Genomic DNA, 22,818 nt, shown 5'->3' on the forward strand with positions numbered 1-22,818 from the left:
ATGAGCACCCTGCAGAGCGTCCCGGCACTTGGGACGCACCCGGCCGATGGTTCGACCGCGAGCCGCGCCGAGACCCGGGAACAGCTTTCCAAGGCGACGTACGACCTCCTGGTGATCGGTGGCGGCATCCTGGGCATCTCCACTGCCTGGCACGCCGCGCAGGCCGGACTGCGGGTGGCCCTGGTGGACGCCGGTGACTTCGCCGGCGCCACCTCCTCCGCCTCCTCCAAGCTGCTGCACGGCGGCCTGCGTTACCTGCAGACCGGCGCGGTCAAGCTGGTGGCGGAGAACCACTTCGAGCGGCGTGCGGTCTCGCGTGACGTGGCACCGCACCTCGCCAACCCCCTGACCTTCTACCTGCCCGTCTACAAGGGCGGCCCGCACGGCGCGGCCAAGCTCGGCGCCGGCGTCTTCGCGTACTCCGCGCTGTCCGCCTTCGGCGACGGTGTCGGCCACGTCATATCGCCGGCCAAGGCCCAGCGTGACGTGCCGGAGCTGCGGACCGACAACCTCAAGGCCGTTGCCGTGTACGGCGACGACCAGATGAACGACTCCCGGATGGCCCTGATGACCGTCCGCGCCGCCGTCGCGGCCGGCGCCACGGTCCTCAACCACGCCGAGGTCACCGGCCTGCGCTTCACCCAGGGCCGGGTCACGGGCGCGGAGCTGAAGGACCGGATGGAGGGCGAGGAGTTCGGCGTCAACGCCCGCCTCGTGCTCAACGCCACCGGACCGTGGGTCGACCACCTGCGCAAGATGGAGGACAAGGACTCGGCCCCCTCCATCCGCCTGTCCAAGGGCGCGCACCTGGTGCTCAAGCGCACCGCCCCCTGGAAGGCCGCGCTGGCCACGCCGATCGACAAGTACCGCATCACCTTCGCCCTCCCCTGGGAGGACATGCTGCTGCTCGGCACCACCGACGAGGAGTACGAGGGCGACCCGGCGGATGTCGCGGTCACCGAGAAGGACACCGCGCAGATCCTCGACGAGGCCGCGTTCTCGGTCCGTGACCAGCAGCTCTCGCGCGACCTGATCACGTACTCGTTCGCCGGTCTGCGGGTGCTGCCCGGCGGCCCCGGCGACACCTCGAAGGCCAAGCGCGAGACGGTCGTCACCGAGGGCAGCGGCGGCATGCTGTCCGTGGCGGGCGGCAAGTGGACGACCTTCCGGCACATCGGCCGTACGGTCATGAACAAGCTCGCCGCGCTCCCCGGCCACCCGCTGGCCGAGGACATGGAGCCGATCTCGCACCTGCCGAAGAAGCTCCCGCTGCCCGGTATCGCCAACCCGAACGCGGTGGCGCACCGGCTGCTGATCGACGGCTCCACCCCCGGCCCGCGGATGGCCCCGGAGACCGCGCGTCACCTCGCCACCCACTACGGCTCGCTGTCCTTCGACATCGCCCGGCTGGCGAACGAGAACCCGGAGCTGGCCGAGCGGATCCACCCGGACGCGCCGGAGATCTGGGCGCAGGTCGCCTACGCCCGTGACCACGAGTGGGCCGAGACCGTGGACGACGTGCTGCGCCGCCGTACCACGCTCACGATCCGCGGCCTGGACACGGAGGACGTCCGCGCCAAGGTGAAGGGCATGCTGGAGGGCTGATCCTCGGGCACGGTCGGACGGAGGGGCGGTTCCCGGTGGGCGGGGGCCGCCCCTCCGGCGTGCGGTGGGGCCGGAGCCGGTGGGGGTTTGCCGTGGGGGCGGGGACGGCTGGTCCGGGTGCGGAGGCCGCCGGCGGGCGCGGGAGAGGCCATAATGGGGCCAGACATCGGATGTCTTGGTGGATGTCCGGCGGGTCCGAGCGGGGAGGTCGGCCATGGCCGTCACTGACGAGGCCATCGAGAAGATCAAGGGCATGATCGTCTCGGGGGCGCTGCGGCCGGGCGACCGGCTGCCCAAGGAGAGCGAACTGGCCGCCGATCTCGGCCTGTCGCGCAATTCCCTGCGCGAGGCGGTCCGCGCGCTCTCGCTGATCCGCATCCTGGACGTCCGGCAGGGCGACGGGACGTACGTCACCAGCCTCGATCCGCAGCTTCTGCTGGAGGCGATGAGCTTCGTGGTGGACTTCCACCGCGACGACACGGTGCTGGAATTCCTCTCCGTCCGCCGGATCCTGGAGCCGGCCGCCACGGCGATGGCGGCAGGCCGGATCGATCCGGCCGAACTCGACGCCCTGGAAGCGCAGTTGGACGCCCTGGGCCCGGCCCCTTCGGTGGAGGATCTGGTGGGCGGCGACCTGGAGTTCCACCGCAGGATCGTCTCCGCGTCCGGCAACTCCGTGCTCTGTTCGCTGCTGGACGGCCTGTCCGGGCCGACCACCCGGGCCAGGATCTGGCGTGGGCTGACGCAGAAGGACGCGGTGGCCCGCACCCTCACCGAGCACCGCGCGATCATCGGGGCGCTGCGCGACCGCGACGCGGAGGCCGCGCGGGCGTGGGCGACGGTGCACATCGCGAGCGTGGAACAGTGGCTGCGCTCGACGCTGTGACGGCCGCCCCCGGTTTCCCGTCCCTCCCTCACTCCCCTCGCTGCCGCGTCCCGCGCCGCCCGATGCCGTACACCCGTGCCGCCGTTTCGCCGAAGACGGCGGCGCGTTCGGCCGCGGTGAGACGGCGGGTGGCCGACTCGGCGAGGGCGACGACGCCGTCGTAGCGGGCGGCGAGGGTGCAGACCGGCCAGTCGGAGCCGAAGAGGACCCGGTCGGGGCCGAAGGTGTCCAGGACGTGATGGGCGTACGGCAGGAGCTGCCGAGGCCGCCAGGTGGCCCAGTCGGCCTCGGTGACCAGGCCGGAGAGTTTGCAGGTGAGGTTCGGCAGCCGGGCGAGGGCGGTGAGGTGCCCGGCCCAGGGCCGGCGTTCCCCTCGGGCCACCGCCGGTTTGCCCGCGTGGTCCAGGACGAACGCCAGCTCCGGTACCGCGCGCGCCGCGGCCAGCGCCGCGGGCAGCTCGCGCGGCGTGACCAGCAGGTCGTAGACGAGCCCCGCAGCGGCCACGGCGCGCAGCCCGCGCAGCACGTCCGGCCGGGTCAGCCAGCCGGGATCCGGCTCGTCCTGGACCTGGTGACGGATGCCCACCAGGCCGGACCCCAGCGCGACCAGCGCCTCGCCGAGCGCCGGATCCGTGAGATCGGCCCAGCCGACGACGCCGCGTACCGGCCCCTCCCCCGCCGCGAGCGCCAACAGCTCGGCGGTCTCCTCGTACGAGGAGGAGGACTGGACGAGTACGGTGCCGCCGATGCCGTGCGCGGCCAGCTCCGGGGCGAGGTCGGACAGGGTGAAATCGCGGCGGATGGGGTCGGCCCAGGGGCCGTCCATCCAGGGCTGCGGGCGGCTGCCGAGGTCCCACAGGTGGTGATGGGCGTCGATACGCATCAGGGGCGCGCTCCGGGGTCGGCGGTGGGCAGCGGCAGGTCCGGGCCGAGCAGGCCGCGGGCGACGAGGGTGTGCCACAGGGTGTCGGGGATGTCGTGGGTGAACAGCGCCGCGTTCTGCGCGGCCTCATCGGCGGTGGCGGCGCCGACGACCGCCGAGGCGACGGCGGGGTGGCCGAACGGGAAGCGGAGCGCGGCGGCCTTGAGCGGGACGCCGAACTCCGCGCACACCTCGGAGAGTTGGCGGGCGCGCGCCAGAACGTCGGGCGGCGCGGGCGCGTAGTTGTAGGGCGCGCCGGGTGCCGGGTCGGCCAGCAGGCCGGAGTTGTAGACGCCGCCGACGACGACCGAGGTGCCGCGCCGCGCGCACACCGGCAGCAGGTCGTCGAAGGCGGTGCGCTCCAGCAGCGTCCAGCGGCCGGCGCAGAGCACCACGTCCACGTCGAGGTCGGCGACCAGCCCGGCCAGCAGGCCGCTGTGGTTCATGCCGAAGCCGATGGCGCGTACGGCCTGCTGGTCGCGGAGTTCGGCGAGGGCCGGGAAGCCGGTCTCGTACACCTCACGCAGGTGGTGTTCGACGTCGTGGAGATAGACGATGTCGACGGCGTCCACGCCGAGCCGCTCCAGGGACGCGTCGAGGGTGGCGCGGATGCCGTCGCGGGTGAAGTCGCGCACCCGGGCGCGGGCCGGGGTGTCGACGAAGCCCTCGCCTTCGGCCTGTTCGCCCGGTGCCAGCGGCCGCAGCCGGCGGCCCACCTTGGTGGAGAGGGTGTACGTGGCCCGGTCGCGGCCGCGCAGCGCCCGGCCGATGCGCTCTTCCGAGAGGCCGACGCCGTAGTGCGGGGCGGTGTCGAGGTAGCGGGCTCCGGTGGCCAGGGCGGTGCGCAGCACGTCCTGTGCCTCGGTCTCGGGGACGGCGCGGTAGAGGTTGCCCAGCGGGGCGCAGCCGAGGCCGAGGGGCGGGACGGCGACGCCGCTGCGTCCCAACTCCCTTGACATGTACGGGAGATACGGCATACCGGGCCCTCAGTCCTGCTTCTCGCCGCTGGTGAAGCGGGAGATGACCAGCGCGATGATGATGATCATGCCGTTGAGGAACTGGGTCCACAGCGGCGGCACCCCGCCGAGCGTCATCACGTTGATGACGAGCTGGAGGGTCAGGACGCCGGTCAGCGCGCCGAAGAGGGTGCCGCGGCCGCCCTTGAGGCTGATGCCGCCGATCACCGCCGCGGCGAAGACCTGGAAGATCCAGCCGTTGCCCTGGCTCGCGGAGACCGCGCCGTAGTGGCCGGTGTAGAGGATGCCGGCGAAGGCGGCGAGCACGCCGCCGGCGGCCAGCACGATCCAGGTGAGGCGGTCCACCCGGATGCCGGCGGCGCGGGCCGCCTCCGGGTTGCCGCCGATGGCGTACAGCGCCCGCCCGTGCCGCAGGTAGCCGAGGACGCCGCCGCCCGCGGCGAAGAGCGCCAGGCAGATCCATACGGCGGCGGGGACGCCCAGCCATGCGGCCTTGCCGAGGTAGGCGAAGGACGCCGGGACGTCGCCGATGGACTGGCCCTCGGAGATGCCGACCTGAAGGCCGCGCAGCATGGTGAGCATGCCGAGGGTGGCGATGAAGCCGTTGACCCGGAGCTTGAGGATGAGGAACCCGTTGGTGGCGCCGATGGCCGCGCCCACGGCCAGGCAGAGCGGGACGGCCGTCCAGGCGGGGAGGAGTCCGAGCCCGGCGAAGCGGGCGCCGTGCGCGGGCATCACCAGCCACAGTGCGACCACCGGCGCGAGGCCGATCGTCGATTCCAGCGACAGGTCCATCCGCCCGCTGATCAGGATCAGCGCCTCGCCGAGCACCAGCAGGCCCAGTTCGGTGGACTGCTGGATGACGCCGATGAGGTTGTCCTGGGTGAGGAAGGCGGGCGAGACGATGAAGCCGATGACGCCCAGCACGAAGATCACCGGCACCAGGGAGAGGTCCCGCCAGCGGGCGAGCGCGGCCCGGGGCGCGGGGGATGCGGGGGGCCGGGAGGCGACGGTGGCCGGTGGTGATGCGGTCTCGATCATGGCGTGGTCCCTTCGGTGCCTTCGGTCCCCTCGGTGCCTTCCGTGCCTTCGGTTCCTGCCGTGCCTGCGGTTCCTGCCGCCTGGCGCGTGCCGTGCGGGGTTTCCTCCGAGCCGTGCGGTGTTTCCTCCGAGCCGCGCGCCCCCTCCATGGCCGCGACCAGTTCGTGATCGCCCCAGCCGGCCGGGAAGGCGGCGGTCACCCGGCCGTGGAAGACCGCAAGGACCCGGTCGCAGATCCGCAGATCGTCGAGTTCGTCGGAGACGATCAGCGCGCAGCTGCCGCCGTCCGCGGCCGCCCGCACCACGCCGAGCAGCGCGTCCTTGGACTTGACGTCCACCCCGTTGGTGGGCCGGACGGCCACCAGCACGGCGGGCTCGCGGGCCAGTGCGCGGGCGATGACGACCTTCTGCTGGTTGCCGCCGGACAGGCCGGAGACCGGCTGGCCGGGACCGGTCGCCTTGATGTCGAGCGCGGTGATCATCCGGCGGGCGAACTCCCGGGTCCGCGCGGGCAGTACGGTGCCGAACGGGCCGAGCTGGTCGGTGACGGTGAGCGTGGCGTTCTCGGCGACGCTGCGGCCCGCGATGAGGCCCTCGCGGTGCCGGTCCTCGGGGACGTAGCCGATGCCGGCGCCGAGTGCGTGCGGGACGCTGCCGCCGCGCACCACCCGGCCGCGCACCGTGATCCGGCCGTTGTCCGGGGCCCGCAGGCCCACCAGCGTCTCGCCGATCGCGGTGTTCCCGCTGCCGGTCGCGCCGGCCAGGCCCACCACCTCGCCGGCCCGCACGGTCAGGTCCAGGGGCGCGAAGTGGCCTGCCAGGGCGAGCCGTTCGGTGCGCAGGACCGGCTCGCCCGTGGCCCGTGCCGCCGGTGCGCGGCGCCGGGCCACGGCGGCCTGCCGCTCCCCCGTCATCGCCTCGACCAGCGCGTCCTCGGCGAGGTCGGCGACGGGTGCGGTCAGCACATGGCGGGCGTCACGGAAGACGGTGACGGTGTCGCACAGCTCGTAGACCTCCTGGAGGTGGTGCGAGATGAACAGGAAGGCGACGCCCTGGGCGCGCAGTGCGCGGAGCTTGCCGAAGAGCCGGTCGATGCCGCCCGCGTCGAGCCGGGCGGTCGGCTCGTCGAGGATGATCAGCCGGGCGCCGAACGAGAGCGCGCGGGCGATCTCCACGAACTGCCGCTGCTCGACGCCGAGTTCACGGATCCTGGCGGCCGGGTCGACGTCCACGCCGTACTCGGCGAGCAGCGCGCGGGCCCGCTCGCGCAGCGCCCGCCACCGGATGGCGCGGCGGCCCGGCAGCCGGCCCAGGTAGAGGTTCTCCGCGACGGTCAGGTCGGGGACGGTCATCGACTTCTGGTGGACGCAGGCGGCGGTGCGCTGCCAGGCGGCCGTGTCGCCCCAGCGGGGCGCGGGCGCGCCGCCGAAGGTGACCTCGCCCGCGTCCGGCCGCTGCATACCGGTGAGCACCGAGACCAGCGTGGACTTGCCGGCGCCGTTGCGGCCGACGAGGGCGTGCGCCTCACCGGCCCTGACGGTCAGCCGGGCGCCGTCGAGGGCGAGCGTGGGGCCGTAGCGCCGGACGATGCCCTCGGCGCGGACGGCCTCCGCCGCGGCCGGTGGCACCCCGGTGGGGGCGGTGGCTGCGGGCGGCACTATTTCTTCTCCAGCTGGTTGGCCCAGAGTTTCCCGTCGTCGACGGTGTCCTTGGTGACCAGCGGGGCGGGCAGCTGGTCCTCCAGGCCGTTCTTGATCTTCACGATGGTCGAGCCGTGGTCGGTCGGGCCCGGCGTGAACTTCTTCCCGTCCAGGCCCGCCTTGGCGTAGAACAGCGCGTACTTGGCGTAGAGGTCGGCGGGCTGGGAGAGGGTGGCGTCGATCTTCCCGGCCCGGATCGCGGCCAGTTCGTCGGGGATGCCGTCGTTGGAGATGATCGTGATGTGGCCCGGGGCACCGGCCGGCTTGAGGAGCTTCTTCTGCTCCAGCAGGGCGAGGGTCGGCTGGAGGAAGACGCCGCCGGCCTGGAGGTAGATGCCGTCGATGTCCTTGTGCTGGGCGAGCAGGCTCTGGAGCTTGGCGGAGGCGACCTCGCCCTTCCAGTCGGTGGCCAGCTCGTGCACGGTGATCTCCGGGAACTTCTTCTTCATGCAGGCGGCGAACGCGGCCGAGCGGTCCCGGCCGTTGATCGAGCTGAGGTCGCCCTGGAGTTCGGCGACCCGGCCCCGGCCGCCGAGCTTCTTGCCGAGGTAGTCGCAGGACTTCTCGCCGTACGCGCGGTTGTCGGCCCGGACGACCATGTAGACGGCGCCCTCGTCGGGACGGGTGTCCACGCTGACGACCGGGATCTTCTTCTCCGCCAGGCGCCGGAGTTCGGAGCTGATGGCGCCGGTGTCCTGCGGGGCCATCACGATCGCCTTGGCGCCCTGGTCGGTGAGCGCCTGCACGTCGGAGACGACCTTGGAGATGTCGTTCTGCGAGTTGGACATCGGCAGCGCGGCCACGCCGCCGTGGTCCAGGTCCTTCGACACGTACTGCTGGTAGGAGTTCCAGAAGTCGGTGTCGGTACGCGGGATGTCGATGCCGATCTTGCCGGCCGCTTCGCTGCCGCGGTTGCAGCCGGCGAGTGCGGCGGTGGCGAGCAGGACGGCGCAGGCCGCCGCGCCGGTCGTACGCAGTCTCATGGGTGGTCCCTCGGTCGTGGTGTGCGGCGGGCGGTTCAGGTGGCGGGGCGCAGGCGCAGTCCGTGCATGCCGCCGTCCACGGCGAGCGCGGTGCCGGTGATGCCGGACGCGGCCGGGGACGCCAGGTGGACGATGGCCGCGGCGACTTCGTCCGCCGTCACCATCCGGCCCATCGGCTGGCGGGCGTTGAGCGCGGCGCGTTCGGCGGCCGGGTCGTCGGCGCGGTCGAGCAGCCGGCCGACCCAGGGGGTGTCGGCGGTACCGGGGTTGACGCAGTTCACGCGGATGCCGTCGCGGATGTGGTCGGCGGCCATGGCGAGGGTCAGCGAGAGGACGGCGCCCTTACTGGCGCTGTAGAGGGCACGCTGCGGCAGTCCTGCGGTGGCGGCGATGGAGCAGGTGTGGGTGACGGAGACCCGGCCGGGGCCGGTGGCGGCGCTGCGGCGCAGCCACGGCAGCGCGGCGCGGGCGCAGCGCACCAGGCCCAGCACGTTCACGTCCAGCACCCGGCTCCATTCCGCGTCCTCGTTGTCCTCGACGGTGCCGACGGCGCCGATGCCGGCGTTGCCGACGAGGGTGTGCAGGGCGCCCAGCTCCGCTACCGCCTCGTCGACGGCCCGGCGTACCTCGGCGTCGGACGTGACGTCGGCGGCCACCCGGACGGCGCCTTCGGGTGCGCCCGACGGGTCGCGGTCGAGTACGGCGACCCGGGCGCCGCGGGCCAGCAGCAGGGCCGCGGTGGCCGCGCCGATGCCGGAGCCGCCGCCGGTGACGAGGGCGCCCATGCCGGTGAAGTCGGCCGGCTGTGCCGCGGGCGGCTGTTCCTGACTCATGCGGAGACCTCCTGTTCGCCGTGCGGACGCGGGGTGCGGCCGCGCCACACCGGTCCTTCGGGGTAGCGGTGGGCGGCGACGGACGCGGGTTTCATCCGGGCCGAGAAGCCGGGAGCCGCGGGGGCGCGATAGCGGCCGTTCTCGACCACCGCAGGGTCGGTGAAGTGCTCGTGCAGGTGGTCGACGTACTCGATGACCCGGTCCTCCCAACTGCCGGACACCGCCACGTAGTCGAACATCGCGAGGTGCTGCACCAGCTCGCACAGTCCGACCCCGCCCGCGTGCGGGCAGACCGGCACGCCGTACTTGGCGGCCAGCAGCAGGATCGCGAGGTTCTCGTTGACACCCGCCACGCGGGCCGCGTCGATCTGCACGAAGTCGACGGCGCCGGCCTGGAGCAGCTGTTTGAAGACGATGCGGTTGGCGGCGTGTTCGCCGGTGGCGACCTTGACCGGCTGCCCGGCGCGGACCGCGGCGTGGCCGAGGATGTCGTCGGGGCTGGTCGGCTCCTCGATCCAGTACGGGGCGTACGGCGCGAGCGCGGTCATCCAGCGGACCGCTTCCGGCACGTCCCAGCGCTGGTTGGCGTCGACCGCGATCCGCACGCCGGGCCCGACGGCCTCTCTGGCCAGCCGCATCCGCCGCAGATCGTCGTCGAGGTCGCCGCCCACCTTGAGCTTGATCTGCCCGAAGCCGTCGGCGACCGCCTCCTTCGCCAGCCGCACCAGCTTGCCGTCGTCGTAGCCGAGCCAGCCGGGCGACGTGGTGTACGCGGGGTAGCCCTCGGCCTTGAGGCGGGCGGTGCGGGCGGCCCGGCCGGGGGCGGCGGCGCGCAGCAGGGCCAGCGCCTCGCCGGGGGTCAGCGCGTCCGACAGGTGACGGAAGTCGACCAGCGAGACCAGCTCTTCGGGGGTCATCGCGGCCAGGAACTCCCAGACCGGCAGGCCCGCGCGGGTGGCGGCCAGGTCCCATGCGGCGTTGACGACCGCGCCCGCCGCCATGTGCATCACGCCCTTCTCCGGGCCGAGCCAGCGCAGTTGGGAGTCGTGGGTCAGGGTGCGGTGCAGCGTGGCCAGGCCGGCGGCGGTGGCGGGGGCCTGGCGGCCGACGACGTACGGGGCGAGCGCGCGGATCGCGGCGGCCATGACGTCGTTGCCGCGGCCGATGGTGAAGCAGAGGCCGTGCCCCCGTGTCCCGTCCTCGGTGTGCAGGACGACGTACGCGGCGGAGTAGTCGGGGTCGGGGTTCATCGCGTCCGAGCCGTCGAGCTGCTCCGATGTGGGGAAGCGGACGTCGTGGACCTCCAGCTCCGTGACGGTGTCGGTTGCGGCCATGCGCATGCCCCCTGGGACGTCGCGGAAGAACATCGGACCTTTCCCGGTCATCCGATGTATAGCGCCGCCCGTAAGCCAGCGTCCAGACCCGTGCGGAAGTTGAGCGAGGGCCGACCCGGACAGGTCGGATGAATGAGCACTCGTTCGTGCACAGGGGCTGCGGACGAGTACCGCAGACCCCGTAGTCTGGGGAACGTACGCAAGAGAACTGCTGCCGGCGGCCGCCGCGAGGCGGCCCGGCCGGTCGGAAGGAGGCGCTGGGTGATCGAGCTCGAGGGGGTTCCCGAGCTGATCGACCCGGTCATGGTGGCCGCGTTCGAGGGCTGGAACGACGCAGGCGACGCCGCCTCCGCCGCGGTCGCACATCTGGACCGGGAGTGGAAGGGCGAGGTGTTCGCGGCGCTGGACGCCGAGGACTACTACGACTTCCAGGTCAACCGCCCGAACGTCTTCCTGGAAGGCGGAGTTCGCAAGATCACGTGGCCGACGACCCGGCTCTCCGTCGTCCGCGTCGCCGACTCCGACGGCAAGGGACGCCCGCGCGACCTGGTCCTGGTCCGCGGCATCGAACCGAGCATGCGCTGGCGGTCGTTCTGCACCGAGATCCTGGGCTTCGCCCACGAACTGGGTGTGGAGATGCTGGTCGTGCTCGGGGCGCTGCTCGGCGACACCCCGCACACCCGGCCGGTCCCGGTGAGCGGCGTCACCTCCGACGCGGATCTCGCCGCCCGGCTGGATCTGGAGGAATCCCGCTACGAAGGCCCCACCGGCATCGTCGGCATCCTCCAGGAGGCATGCACCCACGCCGGTGTGCCCGCGGTCAGCCTCTGGGCCGCCGTACCGCACTACGTCTCCCAGCCGCCCAACCCGAAGGCGTCGCTCGCGCTCCTGAACCGCCTGGAGGACCTGCTCGGCATCCGTATCCCGCAGGGCGAACTGAGCGAGGACGCGCGTGCCTGGCAGCTCGGCGTGGACCAGCTGGCGGCCGAGGACAGCGAGGTCGCCGAGTACGTCCAGTCGCTGGAGGAGGCGCGGGACACCGCGGATCTGCCGGAGGCGTCCGGCGAGGCCATCGCCCGCGAGTTCGAGCGCTACCTGCGGCGCCGCGACCCGCAGGCCGGCCCCGGAGTGGCCACCGAAGGCGGGCTCGCGGACGGCCCGGCCGGCTCGTACCTGCGCGACACGGCTTCCGGCCGCACCCGGCCCCCGCGCCCTGCGCCCAAGGAGCCGCGCGAATCCCGCCCGGCCGACGGCCAGGACGAGACCGCCCCGGACGACACCGGCAGCGGACCGGACTCTCCGGACGACACCGCCGAGACCCCCGCGCCTCCCTCGGACGACCCCGGCGCAGCGGCGGACGGCCACGACGGCGCCGAGGACCGTCCCGACGGCGCCGGGCCCCGCGGCAGCCGCCGGGACGGCCCGGAGGAGTCCGGCGGCCGCTGAGCCGCCGCGCACGGCACGACAACGGGGGCGCCCCGGCCGACCGGCCATCGGGGCGCCCCCGTTCTGCCCTGCTACTGCGGTGCGCCCGTCACTTCCCGCCGACCGCGCTCGCGCCCCTGAGCACCAGCGAGAAGGCGCGGTCGGTGGTGCGGCTCGCCGTCTTGACCCGGACCACACCGGCCCGGTCGGACGGGTCGAAGTACCAGCCCTCGCCCGCCGCTTCGAGCGCCGCGGCGGAGTGCAGCCGCGGCAGCTGCCGTCCGGCCAGCGCCACCCCGCGCGGCGCGTCACCGGTGTGCACGGTGAACTCGTACGGCCGGGAGGTCTGCTTGCCGTGGAAGGTGCCCCGGGAGGCGCCGACCCGGATCCGTACGGTGCCCGCGCCGGACTTCGGTGCCGCGACGTCCACCCGCTGGGTGGCGGCGGCGCCGTCCCGGTGGGCGCGGGTGACGCCGTCGTCCTCGTAGAGCGTGAACGACGAACGGCCCTGCGGATAGACGTCCCAGGCGAGCGGCGATGCGGCCGTGCGGTCCTGGTAGGACGTGATGCCGGGCCACATCGGCACGTTCGCACCGGCCTTGACGAACAGCGGCAGGGTGTCCAGCGGGGCGTGGTAGCCGTTGACGGTGACCGGCCCCCGGTAGGTGCGGCCGCTCCAGTAGTCCACCCAGGTGCCCTTCGGCAGGTAGATGCCGTCGCGGGTTTCGGTGTCCTGGTAGACGGGCGCGACCAGGAAGTCCTCGCCGCTCAGGAACTCGTACTTGGCGGCGTCCGAGCCCGCTTTCGGGTCGTCCGGGTACTCCAGCGACAGCGGGCGGACCGGACCGACGCCGGTACGGGTCGCCTGCGCCGCGTAGGAGTACATGTACGGCAGCAGCGACTCCTTGAGCTTGAGGTACTTCCGGCTGATGGAGGTGTACGGCTCCCCGCGCCGGAAGGGCTGTTTGTCGCTGTCCGCCCAGCCGTCCATCGTCATCATCACCGGGAGGAACGACTTCCACTCCAGGTCGCGGACGTACGTCTTGGGACTGCCGCCGAAGATGCCGTCCACGTCGCCGGTGGTGTACGCGAGCCCGGACATGCTCGCGCCCGCGTACGTCGGGATCTGCCAGCGGATGTACTCCCAGGTGCCCTTCTGGTCGCCGGACCACTGGACGCCGCAGCGCTGCGCGCCCGCCCAGCTCTCCGGGGCCCAGGTGAACCCGCGGGCGTCACTGTTGTCCTCGATGCCGCGGTAGGCGTCCTTGCAGCCGTCCAGCGCGTGCTTGTAGCCGTCGCCGACCCAGGCGACGTCGAGTTTGGCGACCCGCTGGCCCGCCTTGACCTGCTCGGCGAGCTTGTCGAGGCCGTCCTCGGTCCACAGCCCGAGCTTCATCTTCCTCTCGCCCAGGCCCTTCGACGCCTCGGCGAGGTGCTCGTAGCCGCAGCCGTAGCCGTCGTTGACGAGCATCCAGCCGTTGGGCATGTCGTGCTGCGTGTAGAGGTCGGCGACCTTCAGCGCGTCCAGGGTGTGCCGCTCGCCCCGGTTGGCGTTGTGCAGATAGCAGTCGGAGTCGCCGATCTCCAGGCCGTACAACGGCGGCAGGAACGGCTTGCCGGTCAGCTTCGTGTACTGGCCGATGACCTCCTTCTCGCTCGGCCCGGCGAAGTAGTAGGCGTCGAAGCGGCGTTCCTTCGCGGTGGCCGTCACCGGGTCCTTGAAGGCGTAGGTGTTGGGCGCGTACGTGTTACGGAAGACGCCGTAACCGGCCGTCGAGAGGTAGAACGGCACCGAGTTGGGGTGCCCGCCGTCGTCCCAGTTGTCGTCGACGCCGACCTCGACGGTGTGGCCGCGGTGCGAGGTGTTGCCGCGGCCGTTCTGCATGCCGGCGCCGTAGAACTGCTCGTCGCCGCCGCGGGCCAGGGTCTGGGTGGTGGTGTCCCCGTCCCAGCTCAGCCCCTTCGCCTCGGACCACACCAGCGAGCCGTCGGCGCGACGCAGTTCGAAGCGCAGTGGTGCCTTGAAGGCCCGCAGGGTCACCTTGCCGGTGGCGAGTTCGTAGGCGTCGCCCGCGTCCTTCCAGTGCGTGCGGGGTGGCTTGCCCTGGGGCAGCACGATGTCCTTGCCCGTCGGGTCGGTGAATTTCCCGTCGGGGGCCAGCTCGATGCGGAAGGTCAGGTCGGAGACGAAGCTGACACGCGCCTGGGCCTTTCCTGCGTGCAGGTGGTAGACGGCCCCGTCGGCGTCGAAGCCGGTGACGTCGCCGACGGTCTGTGCGGGGGCGGGCTCGGCGGCCCCGACGCTGCCCACCGGTCCCGCGAGCGCCGCCGCGAGCCCGAGCAGCGCGGCAACGACCGCCGCCCGCAGTCCTCTTGATTTCCTCATGCCCGAGATCTAGCCCGCCGGCGCGGACATGACCATGGACTCTTCGGCCCCGTCTCCTGGACTTCTCACCGCCACCGGGCCACGAAAAGGGGCGTCCCCGCCGGTCGGCGGGAACGCCCCGAGGGCAAGGGGTCAGCGGGTCACAGGGCCACGCCCAGGAGCGCGTCCACAGCGCGCGAGACCAGGCCCGGCGCGCCTTCCTCGCTGCCGCCTCCGGCCTGCTGCGCCGCGGCCCAGCGGTCGACGGCCGCGAGCGCGGCGGGCGAGTCCAGATCGTCGGCGAGCGCCGTGCGGATCTCGTCCAGGAGCGCGTCGGCCGACGGGCCGTCGGGACGCGAGACGGCGGCACGCCAGCGCGCCAGCCGCGCCACGGCCTCGTCGAGCACCGCGTCGGTCCACTCCCAGTCGGCGCGGTAGTGGTGGGCGAGCAGCGCCAGGCGGATCGCCGCCGGGTCGGTGCCGTCCCGCCGCACCGTCGAGACGAAGACCAGATTGCCCTTGGACTTGGACATCTTCTGGCCGTTCAGGCCCACCATCCCGGCGTGCACGTACGCCTTGGCGAACGGGAACTCGCCGGTGAGGGCCTGGGCGTGCGAGGCGCCCATCTCGTGGTGCGGGAAGGTGAGATCGGAGCCGCCGCCCTGCACGTCGAAGCCCATGCCGAGGTGCTCCAGGGCGATGGCCACGCACTCGATGTGCCAGCCCGGCCGGCCGCGGCCCAGCGAGCCGCCGTCCCAGCTCGGCTCGCCGTCACGGGCGGCCATCCACAGCATCGGGTCGAGCGGGTTCTTCTTGCCCTCCCGCTCCGGGTCGCCGCCGCGCTCGGCGGACAGCAGCCGCATCGCCTCGGCGTCGAGGCCGGAGACCTCACCGAAGTGGGTGTCGGACTCGACGGAGAAGTAGATGTCGCCGTCCAGCTCGTAGGCGGCGCCGTTGTCGCGCAGCCGCTCGACGAGCGGGATGATGCCGGGTATGGCCTCGACGGCGCCTATGTAGTGGCGCGGCGGCAGCATCCGCAGGGCCGTCATGTCCTCGCGGAACAGCGCGGTCTCGCGCTCGGCGAGCGCCGTCCAGTCGTCCCCCGTGGCGACGGCCCGCTCCAGCAGCGGATCGTCGACATCGGTGACGTTCTGCACGTAGTGAACCTGGCGCTTCGTGTCGAGCCACACGCGTTGGACCAGGTCGAACGCGTTGTAGGTCGCCGCGTGCCCCATGTGGGTGGCGTCGTACGGCGTGATGCCGCAGACGTAGATACGGGCGACGGGACCGGGGGCGAGGGCTACCCGTCCGCCGGTCGCGGTGTCGTGGATCCTCAGGTCGCGGCCCTGGCCGGGCAGGGCGGGGACCTCAGAAGCGGGCCATGCATGCATGCATTGAGCCTAACCGGATGCACGTTCCGCATACGAACCGGATCGGCTCTCTTGGCCTGATAGGCGCTCTTGCGTTCGAAGCCGCGGCATGCTTGACGGCCCGCCACCGGCGGCCGGGATCAGACCGGCGGCCAGGGAATCGGCGGCCACTGCCCGCTGGGCTCGGGGTGACGCCCGTCGGCCAGCAGCCCGGCCACCCGCGCCCGCAGCGCCCCGATCTCGGCTTCCGTGAGCAGCTCGGCCAGCCGGGTGACGAGCGGCCGGCCGTCCTCCAGAGCCTCGCCGAGCGTCCGCAGCGCCGCCAGCGCCTCGTCGGTCAGCGGCTCCCCGGCCCAGCCCCACAGCAGGGTGCGCAGCTTGTCCTCCGAGTTGAACGTCACACCGTGGTCGATCGCGAAGACCCGGCCACCCGCGCCCGGCAGCAGGTGCCCGCCCTTGCGGTCGCCGTTGTTGATCACCGCGTCGAGCACGGCGAGCCGCCGCAGCCGCCGGTCGTCGGCGTGCACCAGCAGCGCGGGGCGGCCCCGGCCGGTCTCGGCGAAGCCGACGGCCTTCCAGCCGGGCCCCGGCTCCTCGCCCTCGACCAGCGCCAGCAGCTCAGGAATCTCGTCGTCATCGCCCGGAGCCTCGATCCACTCCTGGACCATGCCGGTGCCGTACGGACCGTCGCGCAGCACCGTCGTGGGGACCAGGTCCCAGCCCGTCGCCCGGGAGATCTCGTACGCGGCGACCTCGCGCTGGGCGAGGGTGCCGTCGGGGAAGTCCCACAGCGGGCGCTCGCCGGCCACCGGCTTGTAGACGCAGGCAGCGGTGCGGCCCTCGTGGGTCACGGTGCAGTACAGGACCGCGTTGGACGCCTCCTGGATCTGCCCGCGCACGGTCAGTTCGCCGTCGGCGAGGAAGGCGGCCGGCAGGCCGGGCCCGTCCGGGGGCGGCGCGCCGTCCTGCGGCGCCGCGGGTCCGGGGACGGCCTGCTGGGCGGAGGGCTCCATCGGGCTCAGGCGTCCCGTCGGTATCCGTTCTGGCGCGGGCATACGTGTCCCTCCGGGTCGAGCGGCAGGCTGCACAGGGGGCACGGCGGCCGCCCGGCGTTGACGACCTCCAGGGCGCGCTTGGCGAAGGCCCTGGCCATGGTGCCGGTCATCCGGACCCGCAGCATCGGCGGGCCGTTCTCGTCGTCCTGGAGCAGGCGCTCCTCGGCCTCCGCGAGGTCCTCGTCGCTGTCGGCCTCCAGCTCGACCAGCGCCTGCGCCTCGATGATCATGCGCTCGTCCTCGCCGTCCCAGGCGAGCGCCATCGTGCCGACCTTGAACTCTTCCTCGACCGGCGATTCCAGCGGGGCGGTGTCGGCCAGCTCGGCGGGCGCGACGGCGGGCACCGGGGCGTTGCCGCCGCTGCGCCGCACCACCTCGTCCAGCAGCTCGTCGATCCGCTCGGCGAGCGCGGCGACCTGGGTCTTCTCCAGAGCCACGCTGGTGGTCCGGCCGGCCGCTGTGGCCTGGAGGAAGAAGCTACGGCGGCCAGGCAGCCCGACCGTACCGGCCACAAAGCGGTCCGGGGCGTCGTAGAAGAACACCTGACGGGACAACGTCCTGCTCCGATTGCTCGACTGCGGGGGCACTGCGGTCGCTGCGGCCCCTGTGGTCACTGCGTTCACTGCACAGTTCTCAGCGGCGTGGCGGGCAGCGCCGTCGCACCACCCTACTGCGCCCGCTGATCACGGTGCTCCCGCACCGCCACCGACGGCGGCGTCCCCCTCGCCCCCGGCGGCCGCCCCGCCCGCGGCCTCATCGGACGGCGCCAGCGCACCGAAGTCGCCGGTGTCGCCGAGGCGTACGAGGAACGGCCGCAGGCGCGTGTAGCGGATCGCGGTCACCGAGCAGGGCTCGACGGAGATCCGCTGGAACAGGTCGAGGTGCAGTCCCAGGGCGTCGGCGACCAGGGCCTTGATGATGTCGCCGTGCGAGCACATCACATAGGCCGCCGACGGGCCGTGCGCCGCCTCGATCCTGGCGTTCCAGTCGTGCACGGCGTCCACCGCGCGGGCCTGCATGGCCCGCATCGACTCCCCTCCGGGGAAGACCGCAGCCGACGGGTGCCGCTGGACGACCTCCATCAGCGGGTGATCGCTCAACTCGGCGAGCTTGCGCCCCGACCAGTCGCCGTAATCGCATTCGTTGATGCGGTCCTCGGTGTGCAGCGGCAGGCCGGGCCGGGCCTCAAGCAGAGGGCGCAGGGTCTCCTGGCAGCGCTGGAGCGGGCTGGTCACGGCGGCGGCCAGCGGCACGTCGGCCAGCCGTCCGGGCAGCGCGGCGGCCTGGGCTGCGCCGCGTTCGTCGAGGGCGACCCGGGGAGTCCGGCCGGCGAGGACGCCGGAGGTGTTGGCGGTGGAGCGGCCGTGCCGCACCAGGATCAGCGTGGGCATGGCAGCCAGCCTACGTTCCCTGCACCCCCTCCCTGGCAGGAGGCCGGGCACCGGGTGAGAATGCCAGGTGTGATCGTGGACTGCGCCATCTACCGGGACGGCCGCCGCGCCGACGCGCCGGCCGACTTCTCCGCCGCCCTGCACGACGCGCGGTCCGACGCCGGCGACGCGTTCCTCTGGCTGGGCGTCCACGAACCGACGCAGGCCGAGTTCGACCGGATCACCAGGGACTTCGCCCTGCACCCGCTGGCCGTCGAGGACGCGCTCAAGGCCCACCAGCGGCCGAAGTTGGAGATCTACGACGACTCGCTGTTCCTCGTGCTCAAACCGGTCACCTACGACGTGCACGCGGACACCGTGACCTCGTCGGAGCTGATGGTCTTCGTCGGCGACTCCTTCGTCGTCACCGTCCGGCACGGCGAGGCCAGCCCGCTGAGCGCGGTACGCCGCCGCCTCGAACGCCAGCCGGACATCCTCAAGCACGGCCCGACGTCGGTCCTCTACGCGGTCAGCGACGCGGTGGTGGACCACTACATCGAGGTGGCCGGCGAACTCCAGGTCGATCTGGAGGAGTTGGAGGCCGAGGTGTTCGCTCCGGCCCGCTCGGGCACCAGGAACACCGCGGCCGAGATCTACGCGTTCAAGCGGGAGGTGCTGGAATTCCGGCGCGCCACGGGGCCGTTGACCGAGCCGATGACACGGTTGCAGAGCGCCGGGGTGCCCTTCGTGCACGATCAGGCGCGGCCGTTCTTCCGGGACGTCGGCGACCATCTGACCCGCGCCAACGAGTCCGTCGAAGGTCTTGACCGGCTGCTGTCCGACATCCTCTCGGCCCATCTGGCGCAGATGGGGGTGCGGCAGAACGACGACATGCGCAAGATCTCGGCGTGGGCGGCGCTGGCGGCCGTGCCGACCCTGATCGCCGGTGTCTACGGCATGAACTTCACGCACATGCCCGAGCTGAAATGGAAATTCGGCTACTACGGGGTGCTGTTGGCGATGGTGGCCATCGAACTGTCCTTGTACCGGCTGTTCAAACGCCGGGGCTGGCTGTGACGCGGCCCCGGGCGCTCAGGCGAACCCGGCCGCCCAGCGCATCGCGCCGCTCGGGCATCCGCAGACCGACCGTCCGCCGCCAGCCGGCCAGCCGTTCGTACCCGTACCGGGCGCGGACGCCCACCGCGAGCAGCGCGGACCTGGGGGCCGGCCGGCCCAGGATGCGGCCCATGCGCTCCATCACGGCGAGGCTGACGTCCCGGTGGACGGCGATCTCGGCGAGCGCGCACGCGCGCAGCGTCCGCTGGATGCGGCGGCCGTGCCCGGCGTGCGCGAACCGCAGCAGTTCCTCGTGGCAGTAGGCGAGGTGGTTGTCCTCGTCCGCGGAGATCATCCGGACCGCCCGGCCCAGTTCGGGATCGTCGCCGAAGTGCTTCTTCAGCAGCAGCATCTGCTCGGACGCGCGCTGTGCGGTGACCCGGCTGTGCGCGAGGTAGGTGATGACGTCCTGCCCGGGCTCCGCGCGCCGCAACGTACGGTGCGCGAGACCGATGCCGCGGCGCGCCAGCAGCATCGTGGAGTCCGCTTCCTCGCGGACCTCGGCGGGGCACAGTCCGCGCTTGCGCAGCAGCGCCCGGAAGATCCGGCCGTGCTTGTCCTCGTCGGCGCCGTGCCGTGCCGCCTTGGGTACGAGGTGGCGTGGGGAGGCGGGCAGCAGGGCGGCGATCCGGCCGTTGTCCCAGCCGCCCTGTTCCTCTCCGCTCGCCGCGATGGAACAGAAGAGGCGGCAGGACCCGTCGTTGTCGACGCTCTCCTGGAACAGGCTCTTCGCCGAGAGCGTCGGCAGCGCCTCCGGGCGGACACGCCTGCAGGCAGAGTCAAGGACCGTCCAGGAAGCGCGGCAACCGGAGGCCTGCGGCGTTCACCCGTGCGAACGAGCCGCACCGCGGTGCAGCGGGCGTAACCCGCGTGCCCACGGGGCGTTGTGCCGCGGGACGGCCGTGGCGGGGAAGACCCCCGAGCCCCCACCACGGCCGCAGCGTTTCCCGCGGCCCGGCCCTTTCGGCCGGGCCGTCGGCGGTCAGGCCAGTCCGGCCTTCTCCAGCGCCTCGGTGCCCGCGCGCAGCGAGGCCAGCCGGTCCTCCAGGGTGAAGCCGGCGGGCGCCAGCGTCAGCGTGGTGACTCCCGCGGCGGCGTACGCCTGCATCCGCTCGGCGATCCGCTCGACGGATCCCAGCAGCGTGGTCTGGTCGATGAGCCGCTGCGGGATCGCGGCGGCCGCGCCCTCCTTGTCGCCGGAGAGGTACTTGTCCTGGATCTCGGCGGCTTCCTTCTCGTATCCCATGCGCCGGGCCAGCTTGTTGTAGAAGTTCTGCTTGCGGCTGCCCATGCCGCCGACGTACAGCGCCGTGTACGGGCGGAACATGTCCGCGAGGGCGCCGACGTCCTCGCCGACGGCCAGCGGCAGCGTCGGGCAGACGTCGAACCCGTCCATGGTCTTGCCGGCCTTCTCGCGGCCCGCCCGGATGGGGGCGAGCGCGGTCTCCTCCAGGTGGTCGGCCGAGGGGAAGATCAGCAGCGCGCCGTCGGCGATCTCACCGGTCTGTTCGAGGTTCTTGGGGCCGATCGCCGCGATGTAGAGCGGGATGTGCTCGCGGGTCGGGTGGACGGTGAGCTTCAGCGGCTTGCCGGGGCCGCCGGGCAGCGGCAGCGTCCAGTGCTCCCCCTCGTAGGACAGCCGCTCCCGGGACATGGCCTTGCGGACGATGTCGACGTACTCGCGGGTGCGTGCCAGGGGCTTGTCGAACTTCACGCCGTACCAGCCCTCGGAGACCTGCGGCCCCGAGACGCCCAGGCCGAGCCGGAAGCGGCCGCCGGAGAGCGAGTCGAGGGTCGCCGCGGTCATGGCGGTCATGGCGGGTGTCCTGGCCGGGATCTGGAAGATCGCCGAACCCACGTCGATGCGCTCGGTCTTGGCCGCCACCCAGGACAGCACCGTGGGGGCGTCGGAGCCGTACGCCTCGGCCGCCCAGCAGACCGCGTAACCGAGCCGGTCGGCCTCCTGCGCGACGGCGAGGTTGTCCCCGTCCATGCCGGCACCCCAGTAACCGAGGTTGATCCCAAGCCTCATGCCGCTCCCCTTACCCATCAGTAACGTCACTGTTGCGGGGACTCTAGCGCGCGCCGCCCGCCGCCGTCATGGCCGGGTTGTCCACAGGTCTCCTGCGCCCGGCGCGCGGCCACTAATCTCAGGGCCCATGGAGCAAAGGCACCTCGGACGTACGGGCCTGCGTGTGTCCCGTATCGGCCTCGGCACCCTGACCTGGGCGCGCGATACGGACGAACGGGAAGCAGCCGAGCAGCTCAAGGCGTTCCGTGAGGCCGGCGGCACCCTCGTCGACACCGCGGACCTCTACGCCGACGGCGGCGCGGAATACCTCCTGGGACGCCTGATACAGGGGCTCGTGCCGCGCGAGGAGCTGGTGATCGCCACCAAAGCCGGCAGCGTCATGGAGCCGGACCGGCAGGTCGACGGCTCCCGGCGTCATCTGCTGGCCGCCCTGGACGCCTCGCTGCGGCGGCTGGGCACGGACCACGTCGATCTCTGGCAACTGCACGCCTTCGACCCGCACACCCCCCTGGAAGAGACTCTTCAGGCCCTGGACCTCGCGGTCGGCAGCGGCCGGGCGCGCTATGCGGGGCTGGCGAACTTCTCCGGCTGGCAGCTCGCCAAGGCCGCCACCTGGCAGCTGGCCGACCCCGCTGTACGCACCCGGGTGGCCAGTGCCCAGCTGGAGTACTCGCTGCTCCAGCGCGGCGTCGAACGCGAGGTGCAGCCGGCCGCCCTCGATCTGGGCATCGGCCTGCTGCCGGCCTCGCCGCTCGGCCGCGGGGTGCTCACCGGCAAGTACCGACGCGGCACTCCGGCCGATTCGCGGGGCGCGTCCGACCATCTCGCCTCGTTCGTGGCGCCGTATCTCGACGAGGCGTCGAACCGCATCGTCGACGCGGTCACCACGGCGGCCGACGGCCTGGCCGTCACGCCCCTCCAGGTCGCGCTCTCCTGGGTGCGCGACCGTCCCGGAGTCGCCGCCCCGATCGTGGGCGCGCGCACCGCGCAGCAGCTCGGAGCGGCGTTGTCGGTGGAGACCCTTAGTCTTCCTGACGAGATCAGCCGGGCGCTGGACGAGGTGTCCGCCCCGGTGCACCACTATCCCGATCACGACTGGAGCACGCTGTGAGTACCGACCGCCCCGCCGGCGAGACCGCGCCCGAGCAGGAGGCCACGCCCGCCGCCGCAGAGGTCCCGCCGGGCCAGGGCGCCGAGCCGGCCGCCGCGGACGGCAGCCAGGGCGCAGGCCAGGAGGCCGGTGCCGCGCAGGCCGCGGCGGCGGACGGCTCCGGGGCGGCGGCGCGGGAGGCGAAGACCGGCCCCGCGGCCTCCGCCGCGGCGCTGGCCGCCGCGGTGCGGGCGGTGGAAAGCGGCGAACGCCCGGCCGCCTCGTTCTTCAACGACACCCCGCGGCCCGCCCCCCGCGCCGCCGCCCCGCCCCGTGCCGCGGGCACGGCCCCGGACGCCCCGGCGGCCCCGGCATCGCAGGTGGCACCGCAGCGCCCCGCGGCAGACACCGCACCCCAGCACCACCCGTCCGCCCCGGCGCACGACGCGGACGGCCCCGCCGTCTCCCCCGGTGACGCCGCTCCCGCCCCGGAGAGCAGGGTCCGGCCGACGGCCCCCGGGGTCGACGGGGTTCGCCAGGTCCTGGCCGCGGGCGGCGCCCCCGAGGCGCTGGCCGAAAAGGCGGCCGAACTGCTCGGCGAGCGGGCGGGCGAGGAGCTGAGCGAGGACCCCTGGCGGCTGCTGTCCGTGCCCGGCGTCCGCCCCGAGCAGGCCGACACGTTCGCGCGGGCGCTGCTCGGCCCCGGCTGCGGAC

At 73.0% G+C, this 22,818-nt stretch carries 19 protein-coding genes and 1 pseudogene; 6 read left to right on the forward strand and 14 right to left on the reverse strand.

Annotated features, from left to right (window positions below):
* Positions 1-1,605 (forward strand): glycerol-3-phosphate dehydrogenase/oxidase, encoded by a 1,605-nt coding sequence (locus LIU39_RS22510; RefSeq protein WP_227048642.1) that lies wholly within the window; start codon positions 1-3, stop codon positions 1,603-1,605.
* Between the two features lie 214 nt (positions 1,606-1,819).
* The gene (locus LIU39_RS22515) at positions 1,820-2,491 is read left to right on the forward strand and encodes a FadR/GntR family transcriptional regulator (protein WP_227048643.1); all 672 of its coding nucleotides are present in this window, start codon (positions 1,820-1,822) and stop codon (positions 2,489-2,491) included.
* 28 nt (positions 2,492-2,519) lie between these two features.
* Here the strand turns inward: LIU39_RS22515 and LIU39_RS22520 are convergent, their stop codons facing one another.
* The 7 genes from LIU39_RS22520 to LIU39_RS22550 are packed head-to-tail and all read right to left on the reverse strand — an operon-like array spanning position 2,520 to position 10,281.
* Entirely contained in the window at positions 2,520-3,374 is an 855-nt protein-coding gene (locus tag LIU39_RS22520; RefSeq protein WP_227048644.1) for an amidohydrolase family protein, read from the reverse strand.
* Positions 3,374-4,372, reverse strand: a complete 999-nt coding sequence (locus LIU39_RS22525) for an aldo/keto reductase (RefSeq protein WP_227048645.1) — start codon at positions 4,370-4,372, stop codon at positions 3,374-3,376. The genes LIU39_RS22520 and LIU39_RS22525 overlap by 1 nt, the downstream gene beginning before the upstream one ends.
* 27 nt (positions 4,373-4,399) lie before the next feature.
* Positions 4,400-5,431: an ABC transporter permease gene (locus LIU39_RS22530; protein ID WP_227048646.1), complete on the reverse strand. Its 1,032-nt coding sequence runs from the start codon at positions 5,429-5,431 to the stop codon at positions 4,400-4,402.
* Positions 5,428-7,089, reverse strand: a complete 1,662-nt coding sequence (locus LIU39_RS22535; RefSeq protein WP_227048647.1) for a sugar ABC transporter ATP-binding protein — start codon at positions 7,087-7,089, stop codon at positions 5,428-5,430. Before LIU39_RS22535 ends, LIU39_RS22530 begins: the two co-directional genes overlap by 4 nt.
* Positions 7,089-8,114 (reverse strand): sugar ABC transporter substrate-binding protein, encoded by a 1,026-nt coding sequence (locus LIU39_RS22540; RefSeq protein WP_227048648.1) that lies wholly within the window; start codon positions 8,112-8,114, stop codon positions 7,089-7,091. Before LIU39_RS22540 ends, LIU39_RS22535 begins: the two co-directional genes overlap by 1 nt.
* 35 nt (positions 8,115-8,149) lie before the next feature.
* Positions 8,150-8,947 carry an SDR family NAD(P)-dependent oxidoreductase gene (locus LIU39_RS22545; RefSeq protein ID WP_227048649.1) on the reverse strand — a complete coding sequence of 266 codons (798 nt, stop codon included), beginning with the start codon at positions 8,945-8,947 and terminating at the stop codon, positions 8,150-8,152.
* The gene (locus LIU39_RS22550; protein WP_227048650.1) at positions 8,944-10,281 is read right to left on the reverse strand and encodes an enolase C-terminal domain-like protein; all 1,338 of its coding nucleotides are present in this window, start codon (positions 10,279-10,281) and stop codon (positions 8,944-8,946) included. The genes LIU39_RS22545 and LIU39_RS22550 overlap by 4 nt, the downstream gene beginning before the upstream one ends.
* Positions 10,282-10,542: 261 nt before the next feature.
* Between LIU39_RS22550 and LIU39_RS22555 the strand changes: the two genes are divergently transcribed.
* The gene (locus tag LIU39_RS22555; RefSeq protein ID WP_227048651.1) at positions 10,543-11,727 is read left to right on the forward strand and encodes a PAC2 family protein; all 1,185 of its coding nucleotides are present in this window, start codon (positions 10,543-10,545) and stop codon (positions 11,725-11,727) included.
* 88 nt (positions 11,728-11,815) lie between these two features.
* Here LIU39_RS22555 and LIU39_RS22560 read toward each other — a convergent pair whose 3' ends face one another.
* The 5 genes from LIU39_RS22560 to LIU39_RS22580 form a co-directional block, all read right to left on the reverse strand.
* Positions 11,816-14,092, reverse strand: coding sequence for a glycoside hydrolase family 31 protein (locus tag LIU39_RS22560; protein WP_227048652.1), 2,277 nt, complete (start codon positions 14,090-14,092; stop codon positions 11,816-11,818).
* A 140-nt stretch (positions 14,093-14,232) separates the two neighbouring features.
* The gene (mshC, locus tag LIU39_RS22565; protein WP_227048653.1) at positions 14,233-15,462 is read right to left on the reverse strand and encodes a cysteine--1-D-myo-inosityl 2-amino-2-deoxy-alpha-D-glucopyranoside ligase; all 1,230 of its coding nucleotides are present in this window, start codon (positions 15,460-15,462) and stop codon (positions 14,233-14,235) included.
* 119 nt (positions 15,463-15,581) lie between these two features.
* Positions 15,582-16,454, reverse strand: a complete 873-nt coding sequence (locus LIU39_RS22570) for an SCO1664 family protein (protein ID WP_372464004.1) — start codon at positions 16,452-16,454, stop codon at positions 15,582-15,584.
* Positions 16,455-16,459: 5 nt separating this feature from the next.
* Entirely contained in the window at positions 16,460-17,050 is a 591-nt protein-coding gene (locus LIU39_RS22575) for a DUF3090 domain-containing protein (protein ID WP_227048655.1), read from the reverse strand.
* 129 nt (positions 17,051-17,179) lie between these two features.
* A complete protein-coding gene (locus LIU39_RS22580; protein WP_227048656.1) occupies positions 17,180-17,887 on the reverse strand; it encodes a histidine phosphatase family protein in 708 nt (235 codons plus the stop codon).
* Positions 17,888-17,947: 60 nt separating this feature from the next.
* On the opposite strand from LIU39_RS22580, the gene corA reads away from it, so the two are divergent.
* Positions 17,948-18,943 (forward strand): magnesium/cobalt transporter CorA, encoded by a 996-nt coding sequence (gene corA / locus LIU39_RS22585; RefSeq protein ID WP_227048657.1) that lies wholly within the window; start codon positions 17,948-17,950, stop codon positions 18,941-18,943.
* Here the strand turns inward: corA and LIU39_RS22590 are convergent.
* Positions 18,921-19,730: a ferritin-like domain-containing protein gene (locus LIU39_RS22590; RefSeq protein ID WP_227048662.1), complete on the reverse strand. Its 810-nt coding sequence runs from the start codon at positions 19,728-19,730 to the stop codon at positions 18,921-18,923. The genes corA and LIU39_RS22590 overlap by 23 nt on opposite strands.
* A gap of 234 nt (positions 19,731-19,964) precedes the next feature.
* Positions 19,965-21,014: an LLM class F420-dependent oxidoreductase gene (locus tag LIU39_RS22595; protein ID WP_227048658.1), complete on the reverse strand. Its 1,050-nt coding sequence runs from the start codon at positions 21,012-21,014 to the stop codon at positions 19,965-19,967.
* 127 nt (positions 21,015-21,141) lie between these two features.
* Between LIU39_RS22595 and LIU39_RS22600 the strand changes: the two genes are divergently transcribed.
* Complete coding sequence (locus tag LIU39_RS22600; protein ID WP_227048659.1) at positions 21,142-22,125, forward strand: aldo/keto reductase; 984 nt, start codon at positions 21,142-21,144, stop codon at positions 22,123-22,125.
* Positions 22,122-22,818: pseudogene (locus tag LIU39_RS22605) on the forward strand (hypothetical protein); the annotation flags it as partial. The gene LIU39_RS22600 and the pseudogene LIU39_RS22605, both read left to right, overlap by 4 nt.

Origin of the sequence: Streptomyces pinistramenti, assembly GCF_020564935.1 — a bacterium.
GTDB lineage: Bacteria > Actinomycetota > Actinomycetes > Streptomycetales > Streptomycetaceae > Streptomyces > Streptomyces pinistramenti.

Bases quoted from the DNA above. Each gene is read 5' to 3' on its own strand.
- LIU39_RS22510 (WP_227048642.1), top strand. From the start codon at position 1: ATGAGCACCCTGCAGAGCGTCCCGGCACTTGGGACGCACCCGGCCGAT.
- LIU39_RS22515 (WP_227048643.1), top strand. From the start codon at position 1,820: ATGGCCGTCACTGACGAGGCCATCGAGAAGATCAAGGGCATGATCGTC.
- LIU39_RS22520 (WP_227048644.1), bottom strand. From the start codon at position 3,374: ATGCGTATCGACGCCCATCACCACCTGTGGGACCTCGGCAGCCGCCCG.
- LIU39_RS22525 (WP_227048645.1), bottom strand. From the start codon at position 4,372: ATGTCAAGGGAGTTGGGACGCAGCGGCGTCGCCGTCCCGCCCCTCGGC.
- LIU39_RS22530 (WP_227048646.1), bottom strand. From the start codon at position 5,431: ATGATCGAGACCGCATCACCACCGGCCACCGTCGCCTCCCGGCCCCCC.
- LIU39_RS22540 (WP_227048648.1), bottom strand. From the start codon at position 8,114: ATGAGACTGCGTACGACCGGCGCGGCGGCCTGCGCCGTCCTGCTCGCC.
- LIU39_RS22545 (WP_227048649.1), bottom strand. From the start codon at position 8,947: ATGAGTCAGGAACAGCCGCCCGCGGCACAGCCGGCCGACTTCACCGGC.
- LIU39_RS22550 (WP_227048650.1), bottom strand. From the start codon at position 10,281: ATGGCCGCAACCGACACCGTCACGGAGCTGGAGGTCCACGACGTCCGC.
- LIU39_RS22560 (WP_227048652.1), bottom strand. From the start codon at position 14,092: ATGAGGAAATCAAGAGGACTGCGGGCGGCGGTCGTTGCCGCGCTGCTC.
- mshC (WP_227048653.1), bottom strand. From the start codon at position 15,462: ATGCATGCATGGCCCGCTTCTGAGGTCCCCGCCCTGCCCGGCCAGGGC.
- LIU39_RS22570 (WP_372464004.1), bottom strand. From the start codon at position 16,454: ATGGAGCCCTCCGCCCAGCAGGCCGTCCCCGGACCCGCGGCGCCGCAG.
- LIU39_RS22580 (WP_227048656.1), bottom strand. From the start codon at position 17,887: ATGCCCACGCTGATCCTGGTGCGGCACGGCCGCTCCACCGCCAACACC.
- corA (WP_227048657.1), top strand. From the start codon at position 17,948: ATGCCAGGTGTGATCGTGGACTGCGCCATCTACCGGGACGGCCGCCGC.
- LIU39_RS22595 (WP_227048658.1), bottom strand. From the start codon at position 21,014: ATGAGGCTTGGGATCAACCTCGGTTACTGGGGTGCCGGCATGGACGGG.
- LIU39_RS22600 (WP_227048659.1), top strand. From the start codon at position 21,142: ATGGAGCAAAGGCACCTCGGACGTACGGGCCTGCGTGTGTCCCGTATC.